27 protein-coding genes are annotated in these 23,023 nt (G+C 36.9%); 10 read left to right on the plus strand and 17 right to left on the minus strand.

Annotated elements, in window-relative coordinates:
* The first annotated feature begins 19 nt into the window (after window positions 1-19).
* Window positions 20-169 carry a hypothetical protein gene (locus tag ACIR310F_RS26090; RefSeq protein ID WP_196803182.1) on the plus strand — a complete coding sequence of 50 codons (150 nt, stop codon included), beginning with the start codon at window positions 20-22 and terminating at the stop codon, window positions 167-169.
* A gap of 149 nt (window positions 170-318) precedes the next feature.
* Window positions 319-495, plus strand: a complete 177-nt coding sequence (rpmF, locus tag ACIR310F_RS0107380) for a 50S ribosomal protein L32 (protein ID WP_028083266.1) — start codon at window positions 319-321, stop codon at window positions 493-495.
* Between the two features lie 285 nt (window positions 496-780).
* On the opposite strand, the gene ACIR310F_RS0107385 is transcribed toward rpmF, so the two are convergent.
* From ACIR310F_RS0107385 to ACIR310F_RS0107415, 7 genes are all read right to left on the minus strand, one after another.
* Complete coding sequence (locus tag ACIR310F_RS0107385; protein WP_028083267.1) at window positions 781-2,166, minus strand: aldehyde dehydrogenase; 1,386 nt, start codon at window positions 2,164-2,166, stop codon at window positions 781-783.
* Window positions 2,167-2,261: 95 nt separating this feature from the next.
* Window positions 2,262-2,636 carry a hypothetical protein gene (locus ACIR310F_RS0107390; RefSeq protein ID WP_028083268.1) on the minus strand — a complete coding sequence of 125 codons (375 nt, stop codon included), beginning with the start codon at window positions 2,634-2,636 and terminating at the stop codon, window positions 2,262-2,264.
* A gap of 29 nt (window positions 2,637-2,665) precedes the next feature.
* The gene (gene ureC / locus ACIR310F_RS0107395; protein WP_028083269.1) at window positions 2,666-4,372 is read right to left on the minus strand and encodes an urease subunit alpha; all 1,707 of its coding nucleotides are present in this window, start codon (window positions 4,370-4,372) and stop codon (window positions 2,666-2,668) included.
* Window positions 4,373-4,414: 42 nt separating this feature from the next.
* Complete coding sequence (locus ACIR310F_RS0107400; protein WP_028083270.1) at window positions 4,415-4,720, minus strand: urease subunit beta; 306 nt, start codon at window positions 4,718-4,720, stop codon at window positions 4,415-4,417.
* Between the two features lie 116 nt (window positions 4,721-4,836).
* Window positions 4,837-5,490 (minus strand): AAA family ATPase, encoded by a 654-nt coding sequence (locus ACIR310F_RS0107405; protein ID WP_028083271.1) that lies wholly within the window; start codon window positions 5,488-5,490, stop codon window positions 4,837-4,839.
* 43 nt (window positions 5,491-5,533) lie between these two features.
* A complete protein-coding gene (locus ACIR310F_RS0107410; RefSeq protein WP_028083272.1) occupies window positions 5,534-5,836 on the minus strand; it encodes an urease subunit gamma in 303 nt (100 codons plus the stop codon).
* A gap of 31 nt (window positions 5,837-5,867) precedes the next feature.
* Window positions 5,868-6,707: an urease accessory protein UreD gene (locus ACIR310F_RS0107415; protein WP_028083273.1), complete on the minus strand. Its 840-nt coding sequence runs from the start codon at window positions 6,705-6,707 to the stop codon at window positions 5,868-5,870.
* 359 nt (window positions 6,708-7,066) lie between these two features.
* On the opposite strand from ACIR310F_RS0107415, the gene ACIR310F_RS0107420 reads away from it, so the two are divergent.
* Window positions 7,067-7,939: a ParA family protein gene (locus ACIR310F_RS0107420; protein ID WP_028083274.1), complete on the plus strand. Its 873-nt coding sequence runs from the start codon at window positions 7,067-7,069 to the stop codon at window positions 7,937-7,939.
* A 122-nt stretch (window positions 7,940-8,061) separates the two neighbouring features.
* On the opposite strand, the gene ACIR310F_RS0107425 is transcribed toward ACIR310F_RS0107420, so the two are convergent.
* Together ACIR310F_RS0107425 and ACIR310F_RS0107430 are read right to left on the minus strand one after the other, a co-directional pair.
* Window positions 8,062-8,703, minus strand: coding sequence for a hypothetical protein (locus ACIR310F_RS0107425; protein WP_155963670.1), 642 nt, complete (start codon window positions 8,701-8,703; stop codon window positions 8,062-8,064).
* Window positions 8,678-9,883 (minus strand): urease accessory protein UreH domain-containing protein, encoded by a 1,206-nt coding sequence (locus ACIR310F_RS0107430; protein ID WP_028083276.1) that lies wholly within the window; start codon window positions 9,881-9,883, stop codon window positions 8,678-8,680. The genes ACIR310F_RS0107425 and ACIR310F_RS0107430 overlap by 26 nt, the downstream gene beginning before the upstream one ends.
* Before the next feature lie 207 nt (window positions 9,884-10,090).
* Between ACIR310F_RS0107430 and ACIR310F_RS0107435 the strand changes: the two genes are divergently transcribed.
* Together ACIR310F_RS0107435 and ACIR310F_RS0107440 are read left to right on the plus strand one after the other, a co-directional pair.
* The gene (locus tag ACIR310F_RS0107435) at window positions 10,091-10,765 is read left to right on the plus strand and encodes a response regulator transcription factor (protein WP_028083277.1); all 675 of its coding nucleotides are present in this window, start codon (window positions 10,091-10,093) and stop codon (window positions 10,763-10,765) included.
* Window positions 10,765-12,012, plus strand: a complete 1,248-nt coding sequence (locus ACIR310F_RS0107440) for a sensor histidine kinase (protein WP_028083278.1) — start codon at window positions 10,765-10,767, stop codon at window positions 12,010-12,012. The genes ACIR310F_RS0107435 and ACIR310F_RS0107440 overlap by 1 nt, the downstream gene beginning before the upstream one ends.
* 116 nt (window positions 12,013-12,128) lie before the next feature.
* Here the strand turns inward: ACIR310F_RS0107440 and ACIR310F_RS0107445 are convergent, their stop codons facing one another.
* The 3 genes from ACIR310F_RS0107445 to ACIR310F_RS0107455 all read right to left on the minus strand — a co-directional run bounded on the left by ACIR310F_RS0107445 (window position 12,129) and on the right by ACIR310F_RS0107455 (window position 14,639).
* Window positions 12,129-12,359 (minus strand): hypothetical protein, encoded by a 231-nt coding sequence (locus ACIR310F_RS0107445; RefSeq protein WP_028083279.1) that lies wholly within the window; start codon window positions 12,357-12,359, stop codon window positions 12,129-12,131.
* A 70-nt stretch (window positions 12,360-12,429) separates the two neighbouring features.
* Entirely contained in the window at window positions 12,430-12,645 is a 216-nt protein-coding gene (locus tag ACIR310F_RS0107450) for a hypothetical protein (RefSeq protein ID WP_028083280.1), read from the minus strand.
* Window positions 12,646-13,097: 452 nt separating this feature from the next.
* Complete coding sequence (locus ACIR310F_RS0107455; RefSeq protein ID WP_028083281.1) at window positions 13,098-14,639, minus strand: YcjF family protein; 1,542 nt, start codon at window positions 14,637-14,639, stop codon at window positions 13,098-13,100.
* A 371-nt stretch (window positions 14,640-15,010) separates the two neighbouring features.
* On the opposite strand from ACIR310F_RS0107455, the gene ACIR310F_RS0107460 reads away from it, so the two are divergent.
* Both ACIR310F_RS0107460 and bchM read left to right on the plus strand, forming a co-directional pair.
* Entirely contained in the window at window positions 15,011-15,556 is a 546-nt protein-coding gene (locus ACIR310F_RS0107460; RefSeq protein WP_028083282.1) for a DUF937 domain-containing protein, read from the plus strand.
* Window positions 15,557-15,654: 98 nt separating this feature from the next.
* The gene (bchM, locus tag ACIR310F_RS0107465) at window positions 15,655-16,350 is read left to right on the plus strand and encodes a magnesium protoporphyrin IX methyltransferase (protein ID WP_028083283.1); all 696 of its coding nucleotides are present in this window, start codon (window positions 15,655-15,657) and stop codon (window positions 16,348-16,350) included.
* A gap of 121 nt (window positions 16,351-16,471) precedes the next feature.
* Here the strand turns inward: bchM and ACIR310F_RS27295 are convergent, their stop codons facing one another.
* The 4 genes from ACIR310F_RS27295 to ACIR310F_RS25355 all read right to left on the minus strand — a co-directional run bounded on the left by ACIR310F_RS27295 (window position 16,472) and on the right by ACIR310F_RS25355 (window position 18,632).
* Window positions 16,472-16,603 (minus strand): hypothetical protein, encoded by a 132-nt coding sequence (locus ACIR310F_RS27295; RefSeq protein WP_269208345.1) that lies wholly within the window; start codon window positions 16,601-16,603, stop codon window positions 16,472-16,474.
* 146 nt (window positions 16,604-16,749) lie between these two features.
* Window positions 16,750-17,226, minus strand: a complete 477-nt coding sequence (locus tag ACIR310F_RS27560) for a CsbD family protein (protein ID WP_028083284.1) — start codon at window positions 17,224-17,226, stop codon at window positions 16,750-16,752.
* 78 nt (window positions 17,227-17,304) lie between these two features.
* The gene (locus ACIR310F_RS0107485) at window positions 17,305-18,201 is read right to left on the minus strand and encodes a DUF2382 domain-containing protein (protein WP_028083285.1); all 897 of its coding nucleotides are present in this window, start codon (window positions 18,199-18,201) and stop codon (window positions 17,305-17,307) included.
* A 260-nt stretch (window positions 18,202-18,461) separates the two neighbouring features.
* The gene (locus ACIR310F_RS25355) at window positions 18,462-18,632 is read right to left on the minus strand and encodes a hypothetical protein (RefSeq protein WP_155963672.1); all 171 of its coding nucleotides are present in this window, start codon (window positions 18,630-18,632) and stop codon (window positions 18,462-18,464) included.
* A gap of 309 nt (window positions 18,633-18,941) precedes the next feature.
* On the opposite strand from ACIR310F_RS25355, the gene fraI reads away from it, so the two are divergent.
* The 3 genes from fraI (at window position 18,942) to ACIR310F_RS0107500 (ending at window position 22,086) form a co-directional block, all read left to right on the plus strand.
* A complete protein-coding gene (gene fraI, locus ACIR310F_RS0107490) occupies window positions 18,942-19,628 on the plus strand; it encodes a septal nanopore formation protein FraI (RefSeq protein WP_028083286.1) in 687 nt (228 codons plus the stop codon).
* Window positions 19,629-19,701: 73 nt separating this feature from the next.
* Window positions 19,702-21,459 carry an ABC transporter ATP-binding protein gene (locus tag ACIR310F_RS0107495; protein ID WP_028083287.1) on the plus strand — a complete coding sequence of 586 codons (1,758 nt, stop codon included), beginning with the start codon at window positions 19,702-19,704 and terminating at the stop codon, window positions 21,457-21,459.
* A 327-nt stretch (window positions 21,460-21,786) separates the two neighbouring features.
* Window positions 21,787-22,086: a hypothetical protein gene (locus tag ACIR310F_RS0107500; RefSeq protein WP_196803183.1), complete on the plus strand. Its 300-nt coding sequence runs from the start codon at window positions 21,787-21,789 to the stop codon at window positions 22,084-22,086.
* A 28-nt stretch (window positions 22,087-22,114) separates the two neighbouring features.
* On the opposite strand, the gene surE is transcribed toward ACIR310F_RS0107500, so the two are convergent.
* Window positions 22,115-22,807 (minus strand): 5'/3'-nucleotidase SurE, encoded by a 693-nt coding sequence (surE, locus tag ACIR310F_RS0107505; RefSeq protein ID WP_028083289.1) that lies wholly within the window; start codon window positions 22,805-22,807, stop codon window positions 22,115-22,117.
* Window positions 22,808-23,023 lie beyond the last annotated feature (216 nt).

The following is a 23,023-nucleotide window of genomic DNA, read 5'->3' on the forward strand; positions in this document are numbered from 1 at the left end:
AACCTAGAGGTTGAAATAATTGATACTGATTAATGCCAATGGCGATCGCGCAGTAATTTACCATCCCGTCTTTATCGGCTATTGTTGGCCTGAAATTGCTGTCAGCACGAACCTTTACTATAAAGCTAACTTACGTTTTATAGTTTATATAATTTTAAGTGATTTATAACATAAGTTATTTTTTACACTAAAAAATATTTATAAAATATTTGCACTCGATTTTAACAATTATTCAATTATTCAGTTCTTTTGATAGTGCCTGATGTTAATTGATCGCTTAGAATAGGAAGGTTGTCAAGAATTACAATATCCGCTGTCATGGCTGTTCCTAAGAAGAAAACATCAAAATCTAAACGAGATAAACGCCGCGCTACCTGGAGACACAAGGCTGCTGTTGAAGCCCAAAAAGCTATCTCCCTCGGTAAATCCATTTTAAGTGGCCGTTCTAAATTCGTCTATCCAACCGACCAGGAAGAAGAAACTGAAGAATCTTAAAGCATAATTCCCTAATATATCATAGAGACTTGTGATAAATTTATACTCGTAACGGCTGAGATTTGCATTTTTACCAGATTAGGAAAAATCTAGATTTGTGGGGTTTTAGCACAGCTAAAACCCTATCTGTAAAATCAAATAATTCAGCCATTTTGAGTATAGATGAGGATTGGTAGAAAATCCTCATTGCTCTAGGATCTTCCGAATAATTAACCGCAGATGACTTTTCTATGACCCCAATTCCCGAAATCTATGGTTTTTAGGGTAAATGCGGTTTATTTGTTCTCAAATACCAACAATCCGTTTCAAAAGTGATATTTTACCTTTATAGGGTGCGTATCGCCAATTTATATCCCAAGGCAGGAAGTTTTGTAAAACGCTTTTGTAATGAGAAAAAGTATCAAAACCCGCTTTACCGTGATAGCAACCCATCCCACTATCACCCACACCCCCAAATGGTAGAGACGAAACAGCAACTTGCATTATTGTGTCCTGAATACATACCCCACCAGATGATGTTTCCTGTAAAATGCGTTTTTGCAGGTCTTTATTTTCGGAAAATAAATATAAAGCTAGGGGTTTTGGTCTGGAGTTAATTAGGGTAATGGCTTCGTTAATATCTGTATATTCAATGATGGGCAAAATTGGACCAAAAATCTCTTCTTTCATTACCTGATCTTCTAAAGAAACATTTTCTAGCAAGGTGGGAGCAATATAAAGTTCTTCTGGTTGAGTTTCTCCACCAATAATGATTTTACCAGATTGGAGTAAATTAACTAATCTATCAAAATGTTTTTGATGAACAATTCTGGCATAATCAGGACTGGTAGCGGGATTTTCACCATAAAATTCCTTGAGACATTTTTGTAAAGCAGCGACTAAATCTGGTTTAATTTTTTTATCTACTAATAGATAATCAGGTGCAATACAAGTTTGTCCAGCGTTAATAAATTTTCCCCAAGTAATCCGTTTAGCGGTATGTTCTAAATTAATGTCATGATCAACAATACAAGGACTTTTTCCCCCTAATTCCAAAGTAACTGGAGTCAGATGTTTTGCAGCAGCCTCCATGACAATTTTACCAATGGCTGTACCACCAGTAAAAAAGATGTGATCAAATTTTTGGGCTAGTAACTGTTGACTGGTTTCTACTGCTCCTTGAATGACGGTAATATATTCAGGAGGAAAGTATTTTTGAATCAGTTTGCTGATTAAATCAGAAGTATGGGGTGCAAGTTCTGAAGGTTTAATGATCGTACAATTTCCCGCAGCGATCGCACCAACTAAAGGTGATATGATTAATTGAAAGGGATAATTCCAAGGACCAATAATTAATACTACTCCCAATGGTTCTGGACATATCTTAGCGGAATAGGGGAATAAGTCCAGAGGAACGGCTGCTTTTCGCGGTTTTGTCCAGTTATTGATATGTTTGAGGGCATAATCAATTTCTTTATTAACACCGATTTCTGTAGCGTAACTTTCAAATTCTGGTTTATGTAAATCTGCTTTTAATGCTTGGATAATTCCCTCTTTATTCTCAATTACCAACTGTTTGAGGATTTTTAATTGAGAAATCCGAAAAGCTACATCTTTAGTTTTACCCGTTTGGAAAAACTGCCTTTGTTTACTGATAATATCCAGGGGTTTTGATAGTTCGGTAGTAAGCATTTTTTGTTGATAACTAGGTGATAAAATTCGGAAATTCTAGAAAAATTATTATTAATGCAGATGTTTTTTACTGCATTAATAACAACATTTAAACTCTATGGTAATAATTGCTCAAACTCAGCCAGTGAAGGAATAGAAATTGCTCTTTTTAAGAGTGTTTTCAAAACAGATGAATCATTGATATTATTCACTGCATTAATAATAGTTATTGGTACTTGACCAAATCTTGTTTCTAAGACTTCAATCACGCTATCTTGACTACTTTGAATGACTCCTAACTGACGACCTTCTTGCAGACCTTCCTCAATTCCTTCTTGTTTAGCTAATCTTTCAATACTGGTTACATAGCGCATTTTTCTAGCCTCTTCGTAACTTTTGATTTCTGTTTTAAAACTAATTGCCAATTCTTCAGGTAAGACCATTATCCAATCAATAAACCGGAATAATTGTCTAATATCTTGCCGACTCAAACCGCTTTCTAAGAGGATTCTGACATAAATTAAAACAGAAAGTATCTTTGTGCCATAGGTAAAACTGTCGCCGGTTCACAAGTTAATAATTCACCATCTGCGCGAACTTCGTAGGTTTCCGAATCTACTTCCATAAGAGGTAAAGCATCATTTAATTTCATATCCTTTTTAGTTAATTGACGAGTTCCCGAAACAGCAATTGCTAACTTTTTCAATCCTAATTGTTGGGGAATTTCTCTTTCTAAAGCTACTTGAGACACAAAAGTTAATGATGTCGCATTTCTCGCACCAGCAAAACTGCCAAACATGGGGCGCATATAAACAGGCTGGGGTGTAGGAATACTAGCATTAGCATCGCCCATTTGTGACCAAGCAATCATACCACCTTTAATGACAATTTCCGGTTTGACACCAAAAAAAGCAGGTTTCCACAAACATAAATCCGCTAACTTTCCCACTTCTACAGACCCCACATATTCAGAAATTCCATGGGTAATCGCTGGATTAATAGTATATTTTGCTATATATCTTTTTGCTCGAAAATTGTCTGCATTGCTATCCTTACCAAGGCTTCCGCGTTGCAGTTTCATTTTATGGGCAGTTTGCCAAGTTCTAATTATTACCTCACCAACGCGCCCCATCGCTTGGGAATCGGAAGCAATCATACTAAACGCGCCTAAGTCGTGCAGAATATCCTCAGCAGCAATAGTTTCTCTACGGATACGAGACTCAGCAAAAGATACATCTTCAGGAATAGCGGGATCAAGATGATGACACACCATTAACATATCTAAGTGTTCATCTAGGGTATTAACGGTGTAAGGACGGGTAGGGTTGGTAGAAGAGGGTAAAACGTTACTTTGTCCGCAAACCTTAATAATATCCGGTGCGTGTCCTCCTCCAGCCCCCTCGGTGTGGTAAGTGTGAATAGCACGATGTTTAAAAGCCGCAATTGTATCTTCCACAAAGCCAGCTTCGTTTAACGTATCCGTATGGATTGCTACTTGTATATCATATTCATCAGCCACCGTTAAACAAGTATCAATAGTTGCAGGATTTGTTCCCCAGTCCTCATGGAGTTTTAACCCTATTACCCCCGCTTCAATTTGTTCTATCAGTCCTTGAGGTTGACTAGTATTACCTTTTCCTAAAAATCCCAAATTAACAGGAAAAGCGTCCGCCGCTTGCAACATTCTGTAAATATTCCATGGTCCTGGAGTACAAGTTGTGGCATTTGTTCCCGTAGCTGGTCCTGTACCACCACCGATCATCGTCGTAATACCTGATGCAATGGCTACATCAATTTGTTGGGGACAGATAAAATGGATATGGGTATCAATTCCTCCCGCAGTCAGAATCATTCCTTCTCCGGCTAAAGCTTCCGTTCCTGGTCCAATAATGATATCTATATTATCTTGAATATAGGGATTTCCGGCTTTACCAATTTTGTAAATTTTACCATTTTTAATCCCAATATCTGCCTTGACAATACCCCACCAATCGAGAATTAAAGCATTAGTAATCACTAAATCTACAGCACCATCACTATTAGAAATTGGGGATTGTCCCATACCATCTCTAATCACTTTTCCGCCGCCAAATTTCACCTCATCTCCATAATTTGTGAAGTCTTTTTCTACTTCGATAAATAATTCTGTATCTGCTAATCTAATTCTGTCTCCTACTGTTGGTCCGTAGGTTTCGGCGTAGGCTTGGCGGTTCATTTTGTATGACATATTTTTATCCTTTTTTGATCACGTTTCCGGTGCAGAAAAAATTTACAGATTTCCGTCAATTTTGTTATTAAAGCCATAGATTTGGCGGCTACCAACTAGAGGAATTAATGTGATTTCCTTTTCGTCTCCCGGTTCAAATCTGACTGCTGTACCTGCGGGAATATCTAATCTCATTCCTCGCGCTTTTTCTCTATCAAAATGTAGAAAACTATTAACTTCGTAAAAATGAAAATGTGAACCGATTTGAATTGGTCTATCTCCTGTATTTGCTACTACTAATTTAGTAGTTGGACGATTTGCATTTAATTCTATTTCTCCTACTGGGGTAATAATTTCTCCGGGGATCATAATCTCATTTCTCCTAAGTTACAAATTTTCTAAGAATTGGACAAATGGTTTAAATGCTTGAGGACATAGTTCGGCTATATCTTGATATCTTGCATTTGCTAATATTTTTGGTGCATCTAAACGACCATCATACTTTTTACCACATTCTCGAATTCATGTAAAATTGGTTCTTGTTCAATGGGAACTGATTGACGAATTTTCTGATTTGCGATGTTGAAAGAACTATAAAATCTCCAATCAAGAATATACTCACGTAAGTTATATAAAGCTTCCAGTGATGGATTTGTCATTGCACTTAAAGCAAGCTGATTAAGTCGTTTTAATGCAATTTCTTGTTTTGTAAATTTTTTGGTTTTTGGATCTTGAACAACTCCTTTATTACCTTGAATATCCATATATATGTATGGAGTCTTGTGTGTGTTACCAAAAGGCTTAGATGATTCTACTCTTTCATAGGAAACTTGAATTCGACCAACCGGACCCATAAGTTCTCCTAAATATCTAATACCAATTGGAAGACTAGTATCAATTTCTATATTCCATTCAAATTTAGCTGGTCCTGGAATATGAAAAATCTGCTGACCAATAGAACCAGAAATAATTTCTGGAGGGATATCATAATAAAGACTATCTCGCAAAAATTTGAGAAATTCAAATAAACTTGATTTCCCAGCACCATTAGCACCAACAATAATTTCTAGTGTTTGTAACTGTGCTTCAAAATTTCTAAAAGGACGATAACCTTGAATATTGATTGATGTTAATCTCATGTTGTTTTTCCTAGATTTGTACTTTCTCCTATTTTAATCTTTTCTAACGAATGGGATTATGTACAGTTACCAACTTAGTTCCGTCAGGGAAAGTGGCTTCTACCTGAACATCATCAATCATTTCTGGTACACCTTCCATAACATCATCTCGTGTTAATAAAGTCGTGCCATAACTCATTAAATCTGCCACAGTTTGACCATCTCTTGCACCTTCTAAAATAGCAGCAGAAATCAAAGCCACTGCTTCAGGATAATTCAATTTTAAACCTCTATTTTTCCTTCTTTCCGCGACTAAAGCAGCGGTAAAAATTAATAATTTATCTTTTTCCTGGGGTGTAAGCTGCATTTTTGTTTCCTCTGTACTTGAAGTGGTTGGTTTAAATTTGCCATACTCTAGGAATACAATTACCACGATTTTGATAATTTATTCGTAAACTTTGCCAAATATTTGTAAACCAATTTCTCACTTCTGATATAGAATGACCACGATAGCGACATAAAAATCCCTGTTGTAAGCGAGTTACTCCAGAAAAATTATTTTCAATGATTAAAGAACGGGCTTTGTCAATCATTTCTCCAGAAACGGAATTTCCTACCCAAACCAAAGTCCCAACAACCGGGTTTCCTGCTAACCCGTGAGGACTGTAAAATACTTCTTCATTACCAGGGATGATTTGTCTATCAATCCATAATGGTATATCATTTTGCCATATTTCTGTGTGCGATCGCATCTCTCCCCCTAAAAATTTTTCACCTCTAGCACTGCGTCCAAATCGCATAATTTCCCAGCCTAAATAATTGGCATTTTTACCTAATTCTACCCGCAAATCTTGGCGATAAATTGCCCCATTAAATAAAATAGTTTCTTGGGGTAAATATTCTAAATGACTATGATCATTAACTTGGATATTGACAATTTGTCTTGCTGGTAAGCCCTGACTACGATATATTTTACTTGCGGCTGCGGTGGTAATTAAGGCGTTTGTCTGGGGTTGGAGGTGAATATCAGATGTCAGGCGATCGCCCCCCAAAATGCCCCCAGCCGTGTGTAAAATCACTGTATGGCAAATTTCTTCTCCTTCCGGGTAAAAGGGTCGTTGTACCTTAAAAGGTGCTTGATGGTGGTTGTAAACTAATTGAGTGGAATTTTGGCAATTAGCATAGACTAAATTAAGTTTTCCATGCCAACTTTTATCTATTGGACTGTTAATAATCATTGCTAGAAGAAATAGATTTTATCTAATTTCAATTTTATAGCATTTTTGATTTATTTTTAATAAATACGGTTGTAGTTACTACTATTAAATAAATTATCGTCAGGTTGGTAATTCAAAAATTTTATCAGTACCTAATCAGGTTCTATTTTAACTAAATCATTTTTTAAAAAACCACCTAATTACGTATTTATATTTAGAAGCTTTCAGGATAGGTAATTAATTTTTTGCAATCATTGCCTAAGTAAGATGTTGCTTTCACAGTCCATAACTACAATATGAAAAATTAACCTGTTGCCTTCACACTATTTTCGGTCAAAATATAATAGAATTTCCATAAGTACAGCATCTACGAAAAAAATATGACAGCTAAAGTAATTAGTGTTTGTAATCTCAAGGGTGGAGTTGGTAAAACTACCATCGTTATGGCCTTGTCAGAGTATTTAGCAGGGGATACCATGTATGGTCAGCGGGTTCTTGCTATTGATTTAGACCCTCAATGTAACTTAACTACCGCCTTAATGTCTGAACAGGTCTGGGAATGGCAATATAATTATCTAGGATTGACATTACCCTTTTTATTTAAAAATGCTGACCATTTTTTAAGCGATGGTAATTATCAGAAATTTATCGTCAAAGAAGAAGTTTCTAATGTCAGAAATAAAAACTCTTTTAAGAGTCTACATCTAATTCCTAGTAGTTCCAAATTATTTGAACTTCAGGAAGATTTTCCAGAAACTTCTGTGGCAATTTTACGTCAAATTATCAATCCATTATTAACAGAATATGACTACATTTTAATAGATTGTCCACCCAGTATTAATAATATTATCAAAAGTGCCTTTTATGCCAGTGATTACTGTATTATACCCTGTGTTCCCAGCCGAATGTCAATTCACGGTTTAGAACTATTACTAAAACAGATTGAGAAGTTTAATCAAGATTATCAACATGACCTCAACCCCATAGGAACTCTAATTTCTCGTTATAATGGTACTGTTTCTCAAACACAGAATTTGAATTTTATTATTGTCAATCCTTTTTTCCCACCAACTTTCTCTAATAAAATCCCAGAAAGAGCGAAAATTGCGGAAAGTTTAGATTTCAGTATGCAGCTAACATACAAACAAAAATATGGTGATATTCATGATGTTATGGTAAAACTAACTCAGGAATTTATCCAAAGACTAAATCACAATTCTGTTAATCTGCTACCAATGGTAGGTTTAGCATAAACATCAGGTTGTCACCCTATATCTCGTCCTGTTTTCTCTTGTTTGTTAGGTTTTGAATATGTTGGATTCTTGCCAATTTTACATCATTCTATCAACAGCAGAGGATTCTCATAGTCGAAAGTTTAGCAGCACAAAGACACCAAAAAAATGACAATTCCTCCAGATATCAACAAAATTCCTAACCAAATTAAAGGTTGTGTTAACCCAATTGTTCTCCCTTCCTGCTTTGAAGTCCCATTCTGTACCCCTTGAGGAGTATTAACAACCTTTCCCGTAGCCACAGTCACAAGAAACTTTAACTCAAAAGGTAGAAAACTCCCGGCAGTCACAGGTGTACCACTCAATTGCAACTGATAAGCACCTGGTTTAGGAAAAATAAATTCTGCTCCTGGTATGCCTTGATACCGTTCAGCCTGAATGGGTTTTAATGGAGGTTGAATTAATGCCGGTTCTCCTGTGACATGAGGTTCAGCATAAATAGCTAATTGACAATGACAATCTTTTAAAGGAATTACCTGACCACCTTTACGGGTCAGGAGAAACCAAGCTGGAGTAACTTCTCCAGCGCGGGGACTATCATTAGGTTCTAAGTGGACAGTACCACCTACGTCTGCTGATATTTTTACTGTATGGGCTAAAACTTGAGTATTTTTAGTGACTATTAAACTAGATAAAACCAATAATAATAGATACTTTATTTTGCTTTCGTGACCAGCAAAAATAGTGAAGATCTTTAATCTACCGCGATTTCTTGGGAGGAACATAAAACCTTTCTAACCCTAAATATATCCAAAAATATCGAGAACGTACCAATAAAACACCAAAGGTAATTATCCCCAACAAAATGACGGTTAATTGATTTTGGAAGTAATGAGAACCCATTAAAACCGTATGAATAGCACTTAATAATAAAGCTGGTACACTAAAAAGATGAATTTGCCGCCAATATTTACCTAATGACTTTTGCAGAAAATCAAAACTTGTACAAGCAGCGGGAGTTATTAATACTAATGCTACAGCCCCAGCACCCATTCCCCATTGAAATTCTAACGGTAAAAACCAAAAGGCAGTGAAATTCCAGTTTAGGGAGTGTTGAAGATGATGAATAGTATGTACCCCAGATAGCACAAAAGCCCCAACTCCCAAAGCCCGACGGTAACGCAGTGGTGCAGACCAAAAACTATTGACAGGCCGAGCAATCAAGGACAGAATTAAACAAATTAGAGCAGCGTGGCCGTTATAGTCTGTCATGGTGTCTCCTGTCCGCAGTAGGGTAATAACACCAATAATCAAAGTTACCCACCCACCCAACTGGAATAATTGACTACGGCGATCTTTACTAATTAATGCCGTAGAAACACCCACACCCACCATGGTGGGTAGTGTACCAATCCCAAAAGCTAACATAGTCCCTGCACCTTGCCACAAATTCCCCGTAGCCGCCGCTTTGATTTGGGCTGCGTATAAAAAACCACATGGCATCAGTCCCCATGTCATACCCAAAAGTGCTGGTGTCCACCATTGAGTTTGTGAAGATAACTTCATCATATACGCACTGATTCGGTTGTGTAAGTTACTTTTTAATAGAGGGTGTAACAGGGGAATATGCGGTAAAAAACCCGGTTTAATTTGTCCTAAACCAAACCAAATCAGCATTGTACCCGTAATTATGGCTATCCAATGCCGCAAATTACTACCAATTCCCGCTAGTTGTCCACCTTCTACTAATACTGAACCTAGTGAGCCAATGCCAGCACCGACTACAGTATAACTCAACATTCGCCCCAAATTCAGTAAAGTATGAAATTTTAATTGTTGTTGCCAACTCGGATTTTCTTGCTGCTTGGAAAGGGAAAAGGCTACTGTTAAGGGTCCACACATTCCGAAGCAATGTCCAAAACTACCTAGGAAACCTAGGAGTATTATAAGTGACAAGTCTAGCATATTAATTATGGAAATTGGGGAAGTATTCTATTTTTCATCTCTTACCATGAGGTTCATGTCAAAAGACAAGCTGTCAAACTTGGTGTAGCATAGAGCTAATCTTGCGGCTTTTTCAGCAAAAAGGATTAATTTTTCCTCAGCAAAGTAAAATCACTTAATCTGGGTTATATTTAATTAGATTCAGAAACCTATCCACTAACAATTAATATGAGAATATTACTTGTAGAAGATGACGAACGTATTGCTAAACCCTTAGCGGAAGATTTAAAACATCAACGTTATGTTGTAGATATTGCTAAAGATGGAATTGAAGGCTGGGAATATAGTCAATCAACACAATATGATCTAATATTATTAGATTTAATGCTACCAAAATTAGATGGCATTAGTTTATGTAAACGCTTACGAACCATTAAATATAATGCCCTGATTTTAATGCTCACAGCTAAAGATACTACAGCAGACAAAGTAATTGGATTAGATGCAGGGGCTGATGATTATTTAATTAAACCATTTGATTTAGAAGAATTAACAGCCAGAGTACGAGCTTTATCTCGCCGAAATTTAGAAGTTCGTCCCCCCATATTAGTTTATGGTAAATTAGAATTAGATCCTGGTAGTTATCATATTAGCTATCAAGGTCAAACTCTATTATTAACACCTAAAGAATATATGATTTTAGAATATTTCATGAAAAATCCCCAGCAAGTTTTAACTCGCACATCTCTTTTGGAGAAATTATGGGAATTTGATAAAATTTCAGGTGAGGATACTGTTAAAACTCACATCAATAATTTACGTAAAAAATTAAAAGCTGTTGGCGCATCTGAAAAAATTATTGAAACTGTTTACGGAATAGGATATCGTTTAGGAAAAAGCTAATGTTGTGGGTAATTAAATATCGCTTATTATTTTCTTATTTATTAGTATTTGGGTCAGTATTAGGAGTATTTACCTTAGCGGTCAGGATTTTTGTCACTCAAAGTCTGGAACAAGAAATTACCGATAAACTAATTGATTTAGCGGGAGGTGCTGCTGGTAGTTCAGAATATACTAATGGTAAAATCAAATTAGATAATGATTTTCCTATTCAAGATATTACCAATCGTCATCAAGGTTTACAATGGTTTGACCAAAAACGAAATTTTCTGCAACAAAAAGGTGAAAATTTACCAAATTTACCTCTTGATCCTCATGCAAAAAAACAAATTCAATCAGGTAAAAATCCGATTATAGTTATTACATTACCAGTAATCAGTAGTGAAAATGGTAAACTAATTGGATATGTGAGAGCTAGTGAATCACTAGAAAATCTCAACAAAACTTTAAGTAAACTTGACTGGGGTTTAGGAGGAGGAATTTTTTTTGCTCTACTTATTAGCGGTATTGGTGGAGTATGGTTAACTCGACAGTCTATGCAACCAATTGAAGAAAGTTTACAAAGACTTCAACAATTTACTGCTGATGCTTCTCATGAACTTAGAAGTCCATTAATGGCAATTAAAAGTAATGCTTCCGTAGCAATTAAATATCCAGAAGCAATTCGAGAAACAGATTTAGAAAAATTTCAAGCTATTCTTAGTGCGACAAAACAAATGTCTAGTTTAACAGAAGATCTATTGTTTCTAGCTCGTACTGATATCATCCCCAATCAAGATCCAAGTTTTGTTAATTTAGGAGAAATTTTAGATAACTTATATAAACTATACAAACCTCAAGCTGAGGCTAAACAAATTAAGATAAAATTACAACTAGACCAAGATATATATATACTTGGTGATTGTGAACAGTTAAAAAGATTATTTACTAATTTGCTTGAAAATGCTATTAACTATACCTTTATAAAAGGTATAATTGACATTATAACTTCTAGTAAAGGCTCTCATATCTACGTTAGTATAAAAGATACGGGTATAGGAATTTCTCCAGATAATTTAGAAAAAGTTTTTGATAGATTTTGGCGAGCCGATGAATCTCGCAGTTATAATTGTCGTGGTTCTGGACTAGGTTTAGCTATTGCTCAAGCTATTGCTAAAAAACATGGTGGACTAATTACTGTTAAGAGTGAATTAGGGGTTGGTAGTTGTTTTACTGTCCGCTTACTATCAAATTATTCGGGTTCCAAATAGTTTCAAAAATGATATTTCAAAAATTTTAATCAGTGTAGGGTGGGCATTGCCCACCCTACATATATTTAACAGGATAATCCAAATATGATGTGAAAATTTAAGCAATCAGAGAAAAATTAGTTTCTAGGTTTTCCAGTGTTTCCAGTTTTTCCAGTTTTTCCAGTTTTTCGTGACTTAGGTTTTTTACTTGATACGGGGGTTGAAGGCTTTGATTGTGGATTAGTAGTTGTAGTTGCTTGGGGTGTACTAGGTTTAGCATCAGCAGCAAAAGCATTCTGAGAAATTGCACCTAAAGTTAAGAAACTGATTAAACCCAGACTGAAAATTGCTTTAGTTGTAGTTTTCATTGTTCTATATTTCCCGTCGTTGATTTTGTGTAAAATTGTCAGGTGTGAAACACTAAAAGTCGAGACAAAATTATTTTTTATCTAGAGTACGTTTAACTGAAGAAGAATGTTTCTTAACATGAACTCGCTTACGTTTGTGGCTTCCTGTGTGTTTCCTGGTAAGTGAGTGCTGGTAATTATTAGCTTTAGCTTTAGCTCCAACTGCAAAAGCATTTTGGCACACTCCACCCAAAATTAGGAAACTAATTAAACCTAAACTAAAAATTGCTTTAGTTGTAGTTTTCACTGTTCTATCTTTTCTGATGTTGATTTTGTGCAAGATTGTTTTCTTGCTTATTTTTAACTATAGGAAGTAAAAGTAAAGAAGTTGGAAAGATTTTTAAATATTTTAAAAAATCCAGAAAGGTAGCTATACACCAGTATTCAATTCCGGGATAATTAGTAACTTAATATACGGTCATATCATTAAATGAGGTACAAACATAAAAAATTAAACCCTTTGAGTGCGGGCATTTTGCCCTATAACAATAATAAGTATTTCACCGTTGCATGAGTTCCTCTTGCCTTGTGCTATATTCTAAAAAAAGACCCCCGGTTAGAAACCGAGGGATTCTGCAAGTCGGAATTATCGCACAAAGACATTCGCGTACCTAACATAGCAAAGCAACAAATCAAAAAAATGCCAAAATGCCAAAATCTAAAAATGTAACTTATATGTAATTTATAACGTCAATATTTTTACTTATATTCTTCTTTGTCTGTAAAGCTATCAGTTAAAGGTTTAACGACTTTAGCGATCGCTTCTTGAACAAAAACTTTGATAAACTCATCTCGACGATTAATTTGAAACTGCTGTTGTACTACTTCTGTCATTCCCCCGTCACCCCAATCTTGATCATGACGAAAATACTCAATAAAGCTTTTCCCAGCAATGCGGGTTAAATAAGCGGCTGTTACACCTTGAATTGCTCTGCCGACAATAAAAGTAGTTACATTGAGTTGTAAAGCTGTTGATAATAATTGAATTGCCCCTTTGACGATACCTAAACCAGCGATAGTTTTTCCTAAAGATAGGGCTAATTCTTTACCCCTTTCCATGTTTAAATCGCAACCGTATATCTTACCAATTTCTACTACCATTTGGGCATTAACAGCAGCAGTTGCCAGTAAATCTACTACTGGCAATGGTGTCACAGAAACCACACCTGCCCCAATCCATTGATAACGGACGATGACTTTATCAGCTTGACGACGACGCTGGGAGTCTATGAGTTTGCGGGCTTCTTCTCCTAAGCGCAGAGATTGTAAGAGAATATTATCCGCCACTAAATCCTCACCTTCAGCCCGTAAGATAGAGGCCATGCGCCGCAACAGAGGTATAATATCTGGTTCTGGTTGGCAGGTTTCGCCGGTTTCTAACTTAGCTATTTGCGGGTTAGCAGCGATCGCTACCACATCATTAGTAGCAATAAAACTACGTACTCTCTCCCGCAATCTCCCCAAAATCACATCCCTATCAGTATCAGTATATACATCCGTTTTATTTAGCACTAAAAGCGATCGCTTACCAATTTCCGCCAACCCCCGCAGTGGTTCATATTCAGAACGGCGTAGATCATTATCTACCACAAATAACAGTAAATCGGCTTCCGTGGCCAAAGCCCTAGCCAGTTGTTCCCGTTCGGTACCCGCTACCCCTGGTTCTAAAATCCCTGGAGTATCGGTAATTAATATCTTCCGTTCCAAACCCTTCAACCGTAAACAATAGGTTTCTCCCACCTGAGTTGTCCCCATAGGCGCGTTGACTTCACCCACTATCCGCCCCATAATGGCATTAACTAGGGAAGTTTTGCCGGCGCTTCCTGTACCAAAGACAACCACTTGAATTTCCCCCCTAGCTAAATTAGCCTCAATGTCCCTAGTGCGACTGAGTAAAGCTTGGCGTGTCACCTCATCTTGAATTTGGGCTACTTGTTGACGCACTGCTTGTAAAGTAGAAGAAGCTGCATCAGATTTAGCGGCGGGAATTTGGGCTGGAGTCACTCTTTGGCGTTGTCGTCGGGATTTTTCCTCTCCTTTTCGCAGCACTAGTACATAATAGACAAAGGCGGCGATTAAACCACCAATCAAGAAAATTAGCAGTAATAATAGTAAATTACCCAACAATGGTGAATAGGACAACTGCCAGTACAGCCGAGAGAGAGAATCAATCAGCCATAGGGTTAACGCCAAAATGACGATTAGACCAACAATCAGTGTTACTACGCGAGACAAAGGCATGAATAATCAATTTATTACTTATATAATGGGTTGCTCAATTTTCTCAAGTATAAAGTACCAAGTATCAAGTACAAAGCACTTTTTTCCATATCCTAGCCTGTAGTCAGAACTTTAGTCATGTTTTCCAAATCCTACCGCCACAAAATCAGGGCTAAAGCCCAAACAACAAAGAAAAAATATAAAAAATATAATTTTGTGACACTAATGTAAATCCGATTTAGACAAAGATGATTCTCCAGCTTGGAGAGTAGAGAAAAATAGTCTTTCATTTACCTGAAATATGCTGTAGAATCATATAATTCCACTACTTAATCCTCAATTCTGCTATAGAATTGATCATGAGAAACATTAAAAATAACGGGTAAAAATCAATGGGACTGTTTGATCAAATTCTTGGGGCTGTTAATAGTTCAACTCAAGTCGGTGGCTTGAATGACTTACTAAATATTGTTAGTAATTCCACTCAAGGTGGTGGTTTGGACGACTTGCTAAATATTGCCAATACAGTTAAACAATTAAGTAATAACGTTGGTGCAGACTCCTCCACAATCCAATCAATTTTATCAGTCGTTGGTAAAGAAGTACAATCATCTTTGCAGGTGAAGCAAGCTACCGACGGAACTGAATCTGTACAGGATTTTGTCAATCAATTTGCAGGAACTTCACCTAATTTTGAAGCGGTAAATACCCTATTTTCTCCAGATATTCAAGTAAAAGTCACTGAAAACGCCGCCCAGGTCGCCGGCTTAGATGTTGAGAAAATTCAAGAATTATTACCCAGTTTAGTGCCTTTAATCTTGAGTTTCTTGCAATCTAGTGGCAATCCGTTCTTAAATAAATTTCTAGATATTGATGGTGATGGTGATGTTGATATTGCTGATTTACTTAAATTAGCTAGTCGCTTTTTAAGAATTTAATCCTGATTCATCCCGACTGCATTTGTGCAAACATTATAGCAGGGAATCCACCGACAAACGATAATTTTAAGAATTGTGAACCATTAACAATTGAGTTTATGAACGCAGCCGAGGATAAAACAATAGTCCGCGAATATTTCAACTCCACAGGCTTTGATCGGTGGCGACGCATCTATGGTGATGGTGAAGTCAACAAAGTTCAACTAGACATACGCACTGGACATCAGCAAACTGTGGATAATGTCATGGGCTGGCTAAAAGCTGACAACAATTTACCAGAATTATCAATTTGTGATGCCGGCTGTGGTGTGGGTAGTTTAAGTATTCCCTTGGCTATGGAGGGCGCTAAAGTCTATGCCAGTGATATTTCTGCTAAAATGGTATCAGAAGCCCAGGACAGGGCTGTAAAGGCTTTTTCTAATACCATAAATCCCTCCTTTGCGGTACAGGATTTAGAATCTTTGAGTGGTAATTATCACACCATCATCTGTTTAGATGTTCTGATTCATTACCCCCAAGACAAAGCTGATCAAATGATTTCTCACCTGTGTTCTTTAGCACAATCAAGAATTATTCTCAGTTTCGCGCCCAAAACCTGCTTTCTGACTATCCTGAAAAAAATCGGTAGTTTCTTTCCTGGACCGAGTAAAGCCACTCGTGCCTATTTACACCGTGAAGCTGATGTGATCAAAATCCTCCAAAAAAATGGCTTTGCAGTGCAAAGACAGGCTATGACTCGTACACGCTTCTACTTTTCTCGCTTACTAGAAGCAACTCGTATACCTGCTGAGTAATCAAAAGTATTATGTTCAACATAAAAACTCTAAAAACCTAACCCCTAACTCCTTCCCTACTGGGGAAGGGGAAGGTAAAAACAAGATTTTGAAAGTCTCTAGCGTCATAAACTAACCATTCTTAATCCTCTAAATTACAGCGATTTTCAGGTAAACGAACCAAGGTTTTTGTTTCACGCAAAGCCAGAAGGTAATCAAAGTCTGGTTTAATATAAATGAAAACTGCTGTAAACCCAGACGGAATAATATTCAAGTTTTTAAAAAGATAATTTTTGATTCAACAATTAATGTTAAAAATAACTGGAGGCTGGGTGCAGCGACAACCCAACCAAATCCTAAACAAATCCTAAAATTTTTGGGTAACATAGGTTAACCCAAACTATAAATCCTAACCAAGAATTACTTAAAAGTATCGCGGATTTGATCTTTCATTTTATCTGCGGGGTTACGAGATTCGCTTTTCGTATCCTTAGTTTTTCCCCCAGGTAGGTAATTAGGATTAACAATACTATTGTCTATTGCCTTTTCGGTTTTAGCTTCAATATCTTTTGTGACTGGTTTTGACTTTTGTTTCCAATTCCCATCTTTTATATCTTCAACTGCATTACGAACCTTGCTTTCCGCTTGCTTTGCGTTTCCCATAAATTGATCTTTTTTGTTTCCTCTAAAATTACCAATAGCTTCCTGGATTTTACCTTCAATATTCTTAGTTGTTGCTTCCACTCGATTCATGCTTGCAATTTGAGTTAGGCTATTTGGTTGAGTCAACAAAGTTGTAGCCAAACTATCCTCACCAGCAAAACCTGTGGAAGTTACCAAAAATAAAACTAAAGTAATGGTGACAAAAAATTTGTGAAATGCTTGAAGTAATATCATTAAATTTTGCTCCCTCATTTATAAATTGGTAACTAGTTGGTAATTAATTTATTAAAGGAATGATCTGAAATCTGGGTTTTATCTCCTTTCCACATGCGGATGTTCTTGGGTGTTAATATCTAATTCTTCTCGACGCAGAGTTTCTTCGGCTTCAATGGTTTCGTGATCTACAACTTTATCAACTCTGACTTCTTCACGTAAGAAGGCTTCTTTATGAATGTCCGCAGTTTCTTCATAAACATTTATATGAGTTACTTCTGTTGTCCCAAAGCTATCAGCCCCTAAAGTAACTGCTTCTCCCGCATTTGTAGGAGTTATTCTTTCAATTACAACTCGTTCTTTATCTATTGGTACAGAAACCCGCGCTTTTTCTGTTTCTGTATGTTTACCAACAATAACTTCTCCCGTTTTCGTGCGGATTTTATTGGCAATTAATCTTTCTTGATATAGTTTGAACGTTTGATGATCTTGCTCATTCAGGGCATATAAAGCCGGTTCTTGTTGATAGTCATAGCCATTGCCATTACCAGACTTTTGAGGTGGGGCTATAGGTGTTACCATAGTAGCTCCAGTAGTTCTAGAGGAGGCTGTATCCATAGCACCAGAACTTTCTAAGAATGCTTCCGAACGATATACTCCTCTTACTTGTTCTTCATAGTTATAATCAATTTCTTTGTGTTCGTTAAATTCAGGTAAATTCTCCGCTTGTTGCTTGGTCATTGCCACTGTATAAATCCGTTCAGAGGTATGATCAATTCGTGAACGACCAACCGGTAATAAAACCTTTTTACCGAAAATCCATAAGCCTAAATCAACAACAAAATACCGGAAATGTCCTTTTTCATCTACTAAAATGTCACTGACTGTACCAATCTTTTCATCTACACTTACATAGACACCCATGCCTTTGATGTCTTTGCCTTCAAAACTATCACGATAATTTGGATCAAATTCTTTAATTTTTAAAAGAGTCATAATTTTTTCCTCTCCAATTTATTAGCTTTTTTCCGGGTTTAAAGTCTTTTTTTCTGCAAATTTCATCATTGTTCGATGTCATTGACTACCCATTAAGCGATTAAGTTCAATTGATTATTCTCAACATTAGAACCTGGTAAAGTTGAATTTTTAGTTTCTAGCTGTTCTGTTGTAATAGATTCATATTAGATATTTTTATGCTTAAGACCTTCCATCAAAGGTCTGATTATATTTGTATGTAATTAGATAGATATTATCAATTAAGTCAGTTGATAAAAATCACTCCAATTTTCACTTAAACTAATAAAGATACCCCACCTCTTTTTTGTTGTAAATATTTGTTGTAAGTAGGTGAACGGGAAAAAACCGACATAAGTAACGAAAAGTAAAGTTCCCCAAAACCTGTTCCCAGTTAAGAGTTCCCTGACCACAAAAGTAAATTCACAGAATCAAACCGGATTCCTATATAAACGAAATCAGTTTAACTCCTCTGGGGTGAGCATCCCTTATCACTAGACATTAGTAACACTATCCAAACTTCATATACGGATATTTTTGCTAAAATTCTTTCCAGAAAATTGGTAATAATACACCCAGTGTCAAAAAATTGCACTAAAATCACTACGACGGTAATCTTTGGGTGTCAGGTATGGGGTATTTTGAAGTCAGCTTGACGATAAAATTAATCCACTTGCTGTAGCCTATGGGCTTACTTACCTAAAAAATTAGAGAGTTAACTTATGTTTCAGTTGTTAAGCCGGGTTTTGCTATGGCTCTTAATTGGTGTTGTAGCCTATTCCTTGTTTCAAAGATTCTATCCCACAGGAACTTTCGTCGGTAGATTCATTTTAGGGCTGGTAATTGTTGTTTTAGCCTTGGCTTTTCTTAATCCCAATGAACCAGCAGTATCTTCTTTGTGGCGGTTTATATCCTTTCCCCTCAAGCCCTTGGGCGCTTCGGTTTTAATGTTATGTTTCGCTGCTCAAAAAATCAAAGGGGGGGGCATAGACAAACCGGGCGGTTACTTACTAGGATGGGCTTTAGGTATTTTACTTTTATCTAGTACACCAGCGATCGCTTATTTCTTAGTTAGATCACCAATTGCTACAGTGGAGGGTACTAATCTCAATTACCAATCTTCTTCATCTGCTTTAGTAGCCTTAGCTCCAGTCAATACTAGTCCTAGTATCTCAGATATTCAGCCAGATATCATCCTACATCAGGGAGAGATCAATTCCCCCATTATAGCTTTCAATAGTATGAATGGGAACATTCCCTCCTATCTACTCCAAAATCCCCAAGAAATCAGAAACCGTGGGTTACGGGTAGAGGATTTTGTCCCTAGTGCAGAAACTCTGCAACTTACTACCCAAGTATGGGAAAGTTATCTCAACCAAATTTATGTTTTCTTGCGTGGTCGCCCGTGATCATGTTTAAAATGTGACTGGGGTTAGGGGATGAAGGTGGAAACAGATTAATCATTAATCATCAATTGCTGGCATGGCCAAATCGCACAGACTTGCTAAAATCGCTAATTATTTACGTCCCTATTGGCGGGAAACTATATCAGGTATTATCGCCTTATTAGTCGTCAATGCACTGGGGGTATATATTCCCTTGTTAATTAGTTCTGGAGTAGATACACTTTCAAATTCAACGAGTTTGAGTTTTCACCAGGTAATACATTACGTGGTGATTATTTCTCTACTGAGTTCCGCTATGTGGATGGTACGAATGGCTTCCCGTATTTGGATATTTGGTGTGGGAAGACAGGTAGAATTTGACCTCAAACAGCGGATTTTTGCACATTTACTCCGATTAGAACCTGCTTATTTTACGTTTAATACCCCTGGGGACTTAATTAGTCGCGCCACTAGTGATGTAGATAATATTCGACGATTATTAGGCTTTGCTGTTTTGAGTTTGGCAAATACCATGTTCGCCTACGCTCTAACGTTACCAGTCATGTTATCCTTGAGCGTAGACCTGACATTGGCATCATTAGCAGTTTATCCTCTCATGTTCCTCGTGGTGCATTTTTTTAGCGATCGCCTGCGTGACGAACAAACCGCTGTCCAGGAAAAACTTGCAAATATCAGCGAACTTGTCCGGGAAGATATTAGCGGTATTACTCTCATTAAAATTTACGCCCAAGAAAAAAATGAGCGTCAGGCTTTTAATCGGGAAAATCAACAGCTATTAACTGCTAATCTGCAATTAGCTAAAACTCGCAACACTCTATTTCCTCTCATTGGTGGTTTAGCTAGTCTCAGTTCTTTAATAATCATCTGGTTAGGTACAGCACGAATATCTACTGGTTCTCTAGCAATTGGGGATTTTTTGGCGCTACTAATTTATGTAGAGCGTTTAGTTTTCCCCACAGCTTTATTAGGATTTACCATTACTGCTTATCAACGAGGTGAAGTTAGTATTGACCGATTAGAGGCTATTCTGAGTGTAACCCCCAAAATTCAAGACACAGCTAATAGTCAAAATATTGAAATCAGTAATATTCAAGGAGAACTAACAGCAGTAAATTTTAATTACACTTACCCCGGCGCTAATACTCCAGCTTTAGATCATCTCAATTTTACCATTGCCCCTGGGGAAATAGTCGCCATTATCGGTCCTGTGGGTTGTGGAAAATCAACTTTAGCCAATGCTATCCCTAGATTATTAGATATTCAGCCCGGACAATTATTTTTAGATGGCTGGGATATCACTCAACTCGCTGTGAGTGATTTAAGAAAAGCCATCGCTTACGTGCCTCAAGATAGCTTTTTATTCAGTACCACCATCAAAAATAATATCCGTTATGGCGACCCCCTAGCCCCAGAAGAAAATGTAATTTACGCGGGCAAAATGGCGCAAATTGACTCGGAAATCGGGAAATTTCCCAAAAAATACGAAACCATTGTGGGAGAGCGCGGTATTACCCTTTCAGGTGGACAACGACAACGCACAGCTTTAGCAAGAGCTATGTTAATTGATGCCCCAATTTTGCTTTTAGATGATGCCCTTTCCAGTGTAGATAATCAAACTGCTACACAAATTCTGGCTAATCTCTCCACGGGGACAAAAAGAAAAACTGTGATTTTCATTACTCACCAACTTTCCGCAGCGGCCACCGCTGACCGAATTTTGGTCATGGAGCAGGGTAAAATCGTCCAAAGCGGTAATCACTCAGAACTTGTAGAACAGCCTGGACTTTACAAAATTTTATGGAATCAACATCTTGTAGAAGAACTACTCCATTGAACTAAAATAGCTTGATTTTGTGAATAATTAGTGGTTATATTACTAATAAGAAAACTCCAGAAAAAGAAATACTCAGGGTTTGGAGAGATATTTTGGGTAGATTTTATCACTTCCCAAGCATTCTCTTAATAATCAGGACTTACGTAAAACGGAAGGAAAGTAAGGGTAATTCATGAATTACCCCTAGGTAATAATAAGGCTTATAGCTACACCTGACTGTTAGCTATATTCTGTTTAAGTCCTAATAATGCTGACGACTTCACTGTTGGCCGAATATATAGGAATATCACTGTAATGATTTTTTCTCAAAATTGGAGCAAGCCAGAAATGATTGCAATTGGAGTAGAAACCAAAGTCAGCAGGTTAGAATCTATTGTTGAACAAATTGGAGACGCTGTACTGTCTACAACTGAAACAATTGAACGTCTTGGTCAAAGAGTAGATTCCCTGAGTTTACAACTAGAAATCCAAGGAAAACAAGTAGAGCAGCAAAGTTATCAGATTTTCGCTTTGTGTGACGCTGTCCAAAGTCTGGGCGACTCTCATAAGGAGTCAATACGAGCAATCACTCAGTTGTCACAAACTTTAGATGGACTCCTATCTTTACTGCAAAATTCAGATGAATAATTACCACAGTTAATGTTAAAAGCTAATGTTAAACTCTTAACTTTGTCACAGCAATTTTTCCAGAAAAACATATATCAACATCACTGTTAGGAGTTCGCTCTCGGTTTCCGTAGTCTCCTGTATAGTAAAAATCATTATCCTGTATGCGATAGTTAACAGGTAAAGGCTTTGTACAAGGTTGACAAAATATCACCTCTGGAAATGCCTCCTCTGGTGACAAATGGGGTAAATTAACATTCCAAAAACATCCGGGTTCTAGAGGCAGTTGAATTAAATTCTCTAATAATTCGGAAGTCCATTTAGTGGCCGCATCCCAATTATAATCGAGATTGCCGCGACGATAGTGAGAAACAGCAATTCCTGGGATACCGTGTATTGCTGCTTCTCTGACAGCAGCGACAGTACCGGAAATATACGCATCAACTCCTAAGTTTCCACCAGCATTAATACCTGAGATTACGTACTTGACATCTTTCACAATATGTGATACGGCAACTCGGATACAATCAGCAGGAGTTCCCCCTATTGCATACTCCAAATCAGAACGACGTTCGACGTTAATTGGCTGATGGGTAGTAACTTGATGTCCACAGCCTGATTGATGTAATTGTGGTGCAGCAATAATCAGTTTAGTCCTGTCATATTTACCGCTTACGGCTTTAAATAAAGCTGCAATACCCGGTGCATCAATACCGTCGTCATTGGTTAAAATTATAGTCATTATTCGTTAGTGAGTAGTCAATTGTCAATCTGGAATATGGTTTGGTGGGTGATACTACCGGAAGTTATCTTAATTCACCGCCATATAAATGTAATATAACTTGAGTAATTTTAACATCTTTGTTGTTTATATTTGTTGTTTATAATTGTGATTTAATGAAATTAGTTGGTTAGTATAGTATAGAAATGGTTAGATTGTCAAAATAAATGAGACAGT

It is taken from the genome of Dolichospermum circinale AWQC310F (assembly GCF_000426925.1).
Classification (GTDB): domain Bacteria; phylum Cyanobacteriota; class Cyanobacteriia; order Cyanobacteriales; family Nostocaceae; genus Dolichospermum; species Dolichospermum circinale.